At 59.2% G+C, this 6,347-nt stretch carries 11 protein-coding genes; 6 read left to right on the top strand and 5 right to left on the bottom strand.

The features are described from left to right. Nucleotides 1-206: 206 nt before the first annotated feature. Nucleotides 207-410, bottom strand: a complete 204-nt coding sequence (locus AAAB16_RS15010; RefSeq protein WP_110614809.1) for an SEC-C metal-binding domain-containing protein — start codon at nucleotides 408-410, stop codon at nucleotides 207-209. A gap of 7 nt (nucleotides 411-417) precedes the next feature. Then, entirely contained in the window at nucleotides 418-912 is a 495-nt protein-coding gene (locus AAAB16_RS15005; RefSeq protein WP_340664038.1) for an LEA type 2 family protein, read from the bottom strand. A gap of 128 nt (nucleotides 913-1,040) precedes the next feature. Here AAAB16_RS15005 and AAAB16_RS15000 point away from each other — a divergent pair, with 128 nt between their 5' ends. Then, nucleotides 1,041-1,601, top strand: a complete 561-nt coding sequence (locus AAAB16_RS15000) for a hypothetical protein (protein ID WP_340664037.1) — start codon at nucleotides 1,041-1,043, stop codon at nucleotides 1,599-1,601. A gap of 98 nt (nucleotides 1,602-1,699) precedes the next feature. Here AAAB16_RS15000 and AAAB16_RS14995 read toward each other — a convergent pair whose 3' ends face one another. Continuing rightward, nucleotides 1,700-2,185 (bottom strand): YchJ family protein, encoded by a 486-nt coding sequence (locus AAAB16_RS14995; protein WP_340664036.1) that lies wholly within the window; start codon nucleotides 2,183-2,185, stop codon nucleotides 1,700-1,702. A 5-nt stretch (nucleotides 2,186-2,190) separates the two neighbouring features. Then, the gene (locus AAAB16_RS14990; RefSeq protein WP_340664035.1) at nucleotides 2,191-2,688 is read right to left on the bottom strand and encodes a DUF6231 family protein; all 498 of its coding nucleotides are present in this window, start codon (nucleotides 2,686-2,688) and stop codon (nucleotides 2,191-2,193) included. Between the two features lie 131 nt (nucleotides 2,689-2,819). On the opposite strand from AAAB16_RS14990, the gene AAAB16_RS14985 reads away from it, so the two are divergent. The 4 genes from AAAB16_RS14985 to AAAB16_RS14970 all read left to right on the top strand — a co-directional run bounded on the left by AAAB16_RS14985 (nucleotide 2,820) and on the right by AAAB16_RS14970 (nucleotide 5,574). Then, entirely contained in the window at nucleotides 2,820-3,518 is a 699-nt protein-coding gene (locus AAAB16_RS14985) for an OmpA family protein (RefSeq protein WP_340664034.1), read from the top strand. Between the two features lie 173 nt (nucleotides 3,519-3,691). Continuing rightward, nucleotides 3,692-4,354 carry an OmpA family protein gene (locus tag AAAB16_RS14980; protein ID WP_340664033.1) on the top strand — a complete coding sequence of 221 codons (663 nt, stop codon included), beginning with the start codon at nucleotides 3,692-3,694 and terminating at the stop codon, nucleotides 4,352-4,354. A 127-nt stretch (nucleotides 4,355-4,481) separates the two neighbouring features. Continuing rightward, on the top strand, nucleotides 4,482-4,802 hold the full coding sequence (locus AAAB16_RS14975; RefSeq protein ID WP_340664032.1) for a DUF1145 domain-containing protein: 321 nt from the start codon (nucleotides 4,482-4,484) through the stop codon (nucleotides 4,800-4,802). After that, nucleotides 4,795-5,574 carry a collagen-like protein gene (locus AAAB16_RS14970; RefSeq protein ID WP_340664031.1) on the top strand — a complete coding sequence of 260 codons (780 nt, stop codon included), beginning with the start codon at nucleotides 4,795-4,797 and terminating at the stop codon, nucleotides 5,572-5,574. Before AAAB16_RS14975 ends, AAAB16_RS14970 begins: the two co-directional genes overlap by 8 nt. A 66-nt stretch (nucleotides 5,575-5,640) precedes the next feature. Here AAAB16_RS14970 and AAAB16_RS14965 read toward each other — a convergent pair whose 3' ends face one another. Next, nucleotides 5,641-6,105: a CopD family protein gene (locus AAAB16_RS14965; protein ID WP_340664030.1), complete on the bottom strand. Its 465-nt coding sequence runs from the start codon at nucleotides 6,103-6,105 to the stop codon at nucleotides 5,641-5,643. Between the two features lie 99 nt (nucleotides 6,106-6,204). On the opposite strand from AAAB16_RS14965, the gene AAAB16_RS14960 reads away from it, so the two are divergent. Then, nucleotides 6,205-6,347: hypothetical protein (locus AAAB16_RS14960; protein ID WP_340664039.1), on the top strand; the 143-nt coding region annotated here is incomplete at its 3' end.

The raw sequence follows: 6,347 nt of genomic DNA, 5'->3' as shown, positions 1-6,347 counted from the left end.
AATACAGATCGATCATCAGGTGGCTCCGTTAAGGCATGTAGGTAACTGACTGACGGGAAGCGGGGTGGTTCAGTTGCGCGTTTTGGTGCGCACAGCAGGTGAGCGCCTCGTAGGGTGTGCTGCGCGCACCAAGCGATCGCAAGGCGCGCATCGCACCCAGCAAAAGGCCCGCACTCGGCGGGCCTTCGAACACGGGGGCTAAACCATCACGCCGCGTGGCACTTCTTGAACTTCTTGCCGCTACCGCACGGGCAGGGATCGTTACGGCCAACATCTTTTAACGCATTACGCACCGGCTCTTGATGCCCGTGGTTGCAGTCCGGACCGTGCACGTGGCCGTGATCATGGTGGTGGTCGTGATCATGGTCGTGGTTGCAGTCAGGACCGTGGACGTGGGGTTCTTGGCTCATTGCAGGCTTACTCCGGAATAAAATCGCCGGGAATTATCTCGCCATTTCGCTCCAGGTGCACGCTCTGGCCAAACAACACGCCGGTTTCGGCTACGCCGTAGAAGCGGTAGTGAATCGGCTTGTCGTGTTTTTCCAGCATCTTGGCGATGGGTTTGAGGTTACGCCAGAGGTTGGTGCGCAGCGGCACTTTAAAGCGTTTATGGCCGTTGGCGGGCACTGTTAGCCACACATCCGACTCGCCATCGGCCAGCTTGATGTCGTTGAGGTAGAGGCTAAAGGTCAGGCCACGAATGGGCAGGTCGCGATCATTGGGGTTGTCCAGGCGCAGGTGCAGCATAAATTCCTGTTCGACCAACCGGGCTTTGATCACATCGACTTTCTGCAACTGCACGGTCGGGTTTTGCAGCTCACCGGCAAACCACGAGCAGCCGCCCAAGCATGAGGCCAGGCCGAGTAAAACGATGATCGCGATGTGGGTAGAGCGGATGGCGTGCTGCCGCATAGCTAACTCCCTTGTCGCCCGAGTGTGTCGCAACCCGCACCTTGCGGGCAACTTGTTGTTTATATAAAAAAATCTACGCCATACTTCATTTTGTATGAAACCTCTGGCCTGACCTCAGGAGTGAGACGATGAGCCGCTACGAGATCGCATTCTCCGGACAACTGGTGCCAGGGGCGCAGTTGGACCAGGTGAAAGCCAATATGGCCAAGCTGTTCCAAGCCGATGCCCAACGCATAGCCTTGTTGTTTTCCGGGCGGCGCCTGGTGATTAAAAACAACCTCGACGAAGCCGGCGCAGAAAAATACCGCGCCACGTTAGAGCGTGCTGGAGCGTTGGTCGAAGTCTGCAATATGGACGTCGAGATCGAAGAAGTAGAGATGGCGCCGCCGCCACCCTACGAGCCGCCAGCGCCCGTTGCTGCGCCGGTTGCCGCTGTTGCTGGTACGCCGAAACCGCTGAAAGTTGCGCCACGTGATGAATATATGGCGGCCTTCAGCGACGTTGAGGCGCCAGATTTTGGCATTGCGCCGGTGGGTGTGGATTTGCAGGATGAGAAGCCTGAGCCGGTGCCGCCCAAGGTCGATTTAAGCCAATTCAGCCTGGCGCCTGCAGGCAGCGATATGGGCCAGGCCAAAAATGCGCCAGCAGGGCCGCCGCCGGATACCTCGCATCTGAAGTTGCAGGAATAACCGTAGGGTGTGCTGCGCGCACTACGGCGATAGTGGCTAAATCGCTGACGTGCGCGCAGCACACTCTACAAAGCGTTCAATTCCCCGCGTAATCCTGGTTAGACAAACCCTGCGCAACACTTCTTAAACTTCAAGCTCGATCCGCACGGACACGGGTCATTACGCGTCGCCTTCAGCGGCACCGTACTGTCGATGAAGTACCAACGCCCGCCGTTCTGCACAAACCCTGACCTTTCCCGATGCGCGTGTTCGCCACCGTCGTCATGCCAGCGCGCAGTAAAGGTGACAAACGCGTGTTCCGGCTTTCCGCCATGCACTTCCGCGTTTTCTACCTCCAAGCCCAGCCAGGTGCTTTGTGCACTCCAGACCTGCATCGAGGTTGTGTCCAGCGCTGCTTGCTGGACGGGCAGGGTGGTGGCCTTGAGGTAGTCAATGCGCCCCAACACATAGGCGCTGTAACGCGAGCGCATCAAGGTTTCTGCGCTCGGCGCCGGGGTGCCGTTGTGGTAATGGCCGCAGCAGGCGCTGAGGACGTTGCCGCTGCCGCAGGGGCAGGCTGGGTCGGGGTTCAGTGTTGGGGTCATACCGTCTACCACCAGTATTTGCCGAAGTTTTCCGGGTTGGCCCAAAACTTGGCGTTCAGCCAGTCCGGCACTTGTTTGTATTCACGCAGATCGTAGGTAAATAAGGTCAGCACCTGCTCGTCGCGTTGGAACCGTTCGCTGGCTTGCAGTGCCAGCGCATACAAGTCGGTGTCGTGCAGGCCGCAGGCGGGCAGGTCAACCAATACGGCCAGGCGACTGGCATTCAGATTGCGGATGCCACCCAGCAGTTCCAGGCCGGTACGTTTGGGCAGGTGTTCCAGGCAATCGGCGATCAGCGCCAGGTCAAAGCGCTGCGCAGCCAGTTCGGCGGGCAGTGGGCCGGCCGGGGCGAAGGCGCACATGCTGTCAGGGTGCGCCTGTTGAAAGGCCAGTACCGCAGGAAAATCGGTCGCGCCCACTACCAGCAAACGCGCCGGCGCGTATCGGTCCAGAAGCGCTGCCACCGCTTGTTGCGGGGTGCGCGCAGAAAAGCTGTCAGTCATCGAAAATCCTCGAACATGAGCCACAAGCCTAGCCTGACGCAGCGATCTGGCCTAGTGCTGGCGGATTCTAAAACCGCCGTCTTTAATCCCAAGGTGTCGGTTTATACCGATCCCTTGAGGAGACTGTGCATATGAGTATTAAACGGACTGCAGTACCGCTGATCCTTTTGAGTACCTTATTGACCGGTTGCGCCGGTTTACAGAAAACCGATTGGCCAACCTGTGCAGCGGTTGGTGGTGTGGGTGGCGCCGCGTTGGGCGCTATTGAAAGTTCATCCTGGGCTGGCTGGGGCGCTTTAGGTGGCGCCGCGTTGGCCGCCGGTTATTGCTGGAGCCATGGCGACGGCGACGAAGACGGTGATGGCGTGCCGGATAGCCGCGACAAGTGCCCGGGCACTCCACCAAATACCCAAGTGGATGCCAACGGCTGCCCACCTCCTGCTGTGGTTGAGGAAGTAGTCGAGCAAGTTGTAGTAGTGGAAGACGAAGTGATCGTGGTGCGCGATGTGCTGTTCGAGTTTGACTCGGCCAAGCTCACCGCTACCGATAAAACCAAGCTTGATACCGTGGTTACCCGCCTGAAAAACGAAGCGCCGACAGCCAAGCTGACGGTCAGCGGGCATACCGACAGTGTCGGTTCCGACGCCTACAACCAGAAACTCTCGCAACGCCGTGCGCAGTCTGTGGCGGATTATCTGGTGGCCAATGGTGTATCGCCGAATAACGTCGTAGACGTGGTCGGTGCCGGTGAAAGCGTGCCAGTGGCGGACAACAAAACCGCTGATGGCCGAGCGCTGAACCGTCGTGTGGAAATCAAGATTCACCGCTAACCCCGTCACTACCGAGTCCTGCGTATTGCAGGGCTCGGTAGGCCGGTCTTTGGGTGGCAGTTGTTTGGTGCCTGTGCGTGATGTGCGCCACAAAAATAATGCCAACACCATCGCAATGTCTTGGTCTTTACTTGTGGTGCCGGCACTCGCCGGCGACTCAGGAGACCTACAAAATGCCAACCCTATCCTTTCGGGTAACGGTACCCCTTCTTCTCTTGGTCAGCAGTGTTCTATCTGGTTGCGCGTCGACTTCAAGTAATGGCGACGCTGCGCTTAACCAGGGAAATTGGCCGATTTGCACCGTGTTCGGTTTGATCTGCTATGCGCTCGATGGTGACGAGGACGATGACGGCGTACACGACCGTCGTGATGTTTGCCCCGACACCCCGGCCAACTCTACGGTCAACAACAGTGGTTGCCCGCTGCCGCAATACCCGGCAGTAGCCACCGCCCCCTTGCCAGAGCCGCCACCCCCTCCAGCGAAAAGCGAAACCATCGTGCTGAATGACGCTGGCGATGTGTTATTTGCCTTCGATTCCGCCGAGCTGAGCGCCAGCGCGAAAACATCGCTGGTGGAGATCAGCAAGCGCCTCACCAGCGCCAACCTGGTTAGCGTTGAGGTAGCGGGGCATACCGATAGCAAAGGCTCGGATGCCTATAACCAGAAACTCTCCGAGCGTCGCGCCCGCAGCGTGGCAGACTTCCTCACCAGCCAAGGCATAGCGGCAGAAAAACTGTCGATTAAAGGCTACGGCGAAAGCCAGGCCGTGGCCGACAATGCTACCGACGCTGGCCGCGCGCAAAACCGCAGAGTGGAGTTGCATGTGAGTCGCTAGGGGCAAATCGCTAGGGCAAGTAAACGGAGGTCAGCACGGCCTCCGTTTTTTTGTCTGGCACGCTGGTCTCGTTCACCCCATGCGGTTAAGGTGCTGCTCGGTCAAAAAATAATAAGGGGATGGCGGGATGAAGGTGTTTTTGCAGGTGGGGAAAACCGCCGTGGCGGTGTTCTGGCTGCTGGTGCTGGTCAATCTGGTCACGCCGCTGAACAAGCCGGTGGATCTGCTGCTTAATGTGCTCGGCGGTTTGGTGCTGCTGGCCCATATCATCGAATTGGCGATGTTTGGCTGTCGCCTGCGTGGCCTGGCTAACCTCAACCTGCAGCGAGTGCAGGTATTGCTGTTTGGCATCTTTCATCTATATGGCTTGCCTGAAGCCGTGCCCGCCGTCGAGCCAACATCTGAACCTAGTCCCCAAGCACCAACCGGGGAGAGCGAGCATGCATAAGCGCCTTCTCGCCGGTTTCGCCCTGCCGCTTTTGTTGGTTAGCGCCTTCGCCCAGGCCCAAGTGGACGTAAGCGTCGCGCCTAACTCGATGCTGCGCCTGCCCACCGCCACCAGCACCCTGATGCTCGACCGCCTGGACATCGGTGAATCGGCCACCCTGTTTATTCCGCCGACCGTCACTGAAATTCATGTGGGCGAACTGCATATGGGCAAAGACGCCCATATCGCCGTGGCCCCCAGCCCTGAACCGTTTCGCCTGGAAGCGCGGCATGCCGAGCTGGGCGTTGGTGTGCATATCAACGGCCGGGGTGCCAGCGGCAGCTTTGAAAAGCCGGCTACTCCAGGGCGCAATCTGACCCTGCGTTTTGAACAGGCGCAGGTTGGCGCCTTGACCGTGGACGTGCGCGGCGGCATCGGCCGGCCCGGCTACCAAGGTCTGGCTGGCGCTGATGGGCAAGCGGCTGGCTGCACCTGGGGCCAGGCTGGCAATGGCTACGATGGGCAGAATGGCGGCGATGGTCAGACCGGCGCTCCCGGTGGCCAGGTGCGCATAGAAGTGCCCGCCCATTTTGCCGAGAACCTGCTCACCGTAAAGGTCGATGGTGGCCTGGGTGGCGCCGCAGGTGAAGCGGGCAAAGGCGGGCAGGGCGGGGCATCGAAAGGTTGCCTGGTCTACCGCGCTGACGGCGCCAAGCCGGGGCGTGCAGGACAGCCAGGGCAGCCGGGCAGTAATGGCAATGCCGGTAGCTTTAACCTAGTGCGCATTCAATAACGCCGTCGTTGTGACTTGGTGCGCACAGCACACCCTACGTAGGGCGTGCGGTGCGCACCAAACGATTCAAAAGCTCGCGCGGGTCGCAGCAATGGCGACCACCGCCACCCCGAGCAACAAATTAAACCCCACCAACCGGCGAATCTTGCCCAGCACTGCACCCCCGGCTGGCCAATTTTCAGCGGCAATCGCGCGCTTCAATTCGGGCAACTGCAACGCTTGAATCCGAATAAACAGCGCCAGCATGGCCAGGTACAGGCCCATCATCACTTGCACATACTTAGGCGCTGTCTCAAAACCGCCAAAATGCAGCTGTAGCATGCCTACGCCGCTTACCGGCAGCACCAGCACAATCAGCCATACCCAGAGAAAGAAACGCGGAAACACGTCGCCCCACAAACGCAGACGGGCCGGGGCTTCCAGCACGCTAACGGCAGCGGGGCGAAGCACCATCCAGGCGAAAAACATACCGCCCACCCAAACAACGGCAGCTAAAACATGCAGGGCGTAGAGCAGGGCATAAACAGTCATTCACAATCTCCGGTCGGCGGTTGGCGAAACGCGCGCTATCATAGCCGCCCAGTTTGACCGCTGAACATTTATCCAGCCCGTTTACCGCGTAGACCCTCTGTGCTCAGTACCGAAATCAAGTCCCAAATCCAGGGCGCCTATTCCCGTTTTCTCGAAGCCAAAGGGCTGAAGCCGCGCTATGGCCAGCGTTTGATGATTGCCGAGATCGCCAAGGTGTTGGGCACCATCAACGTGGACGACGA

The sequence above is a fragment of the Pseudomonas sp. genome, from assembly GCF_037994325.1.
Classification (GTDB): Bacteria; Pseudomonadota; Gammaproteobacteria; order Pseudomonadales; family Pseudomonadaceae; genus Aquipseudomonas.
This window is presented reverse-complemented; position numbering and strand designations above follow the sequence as displayed.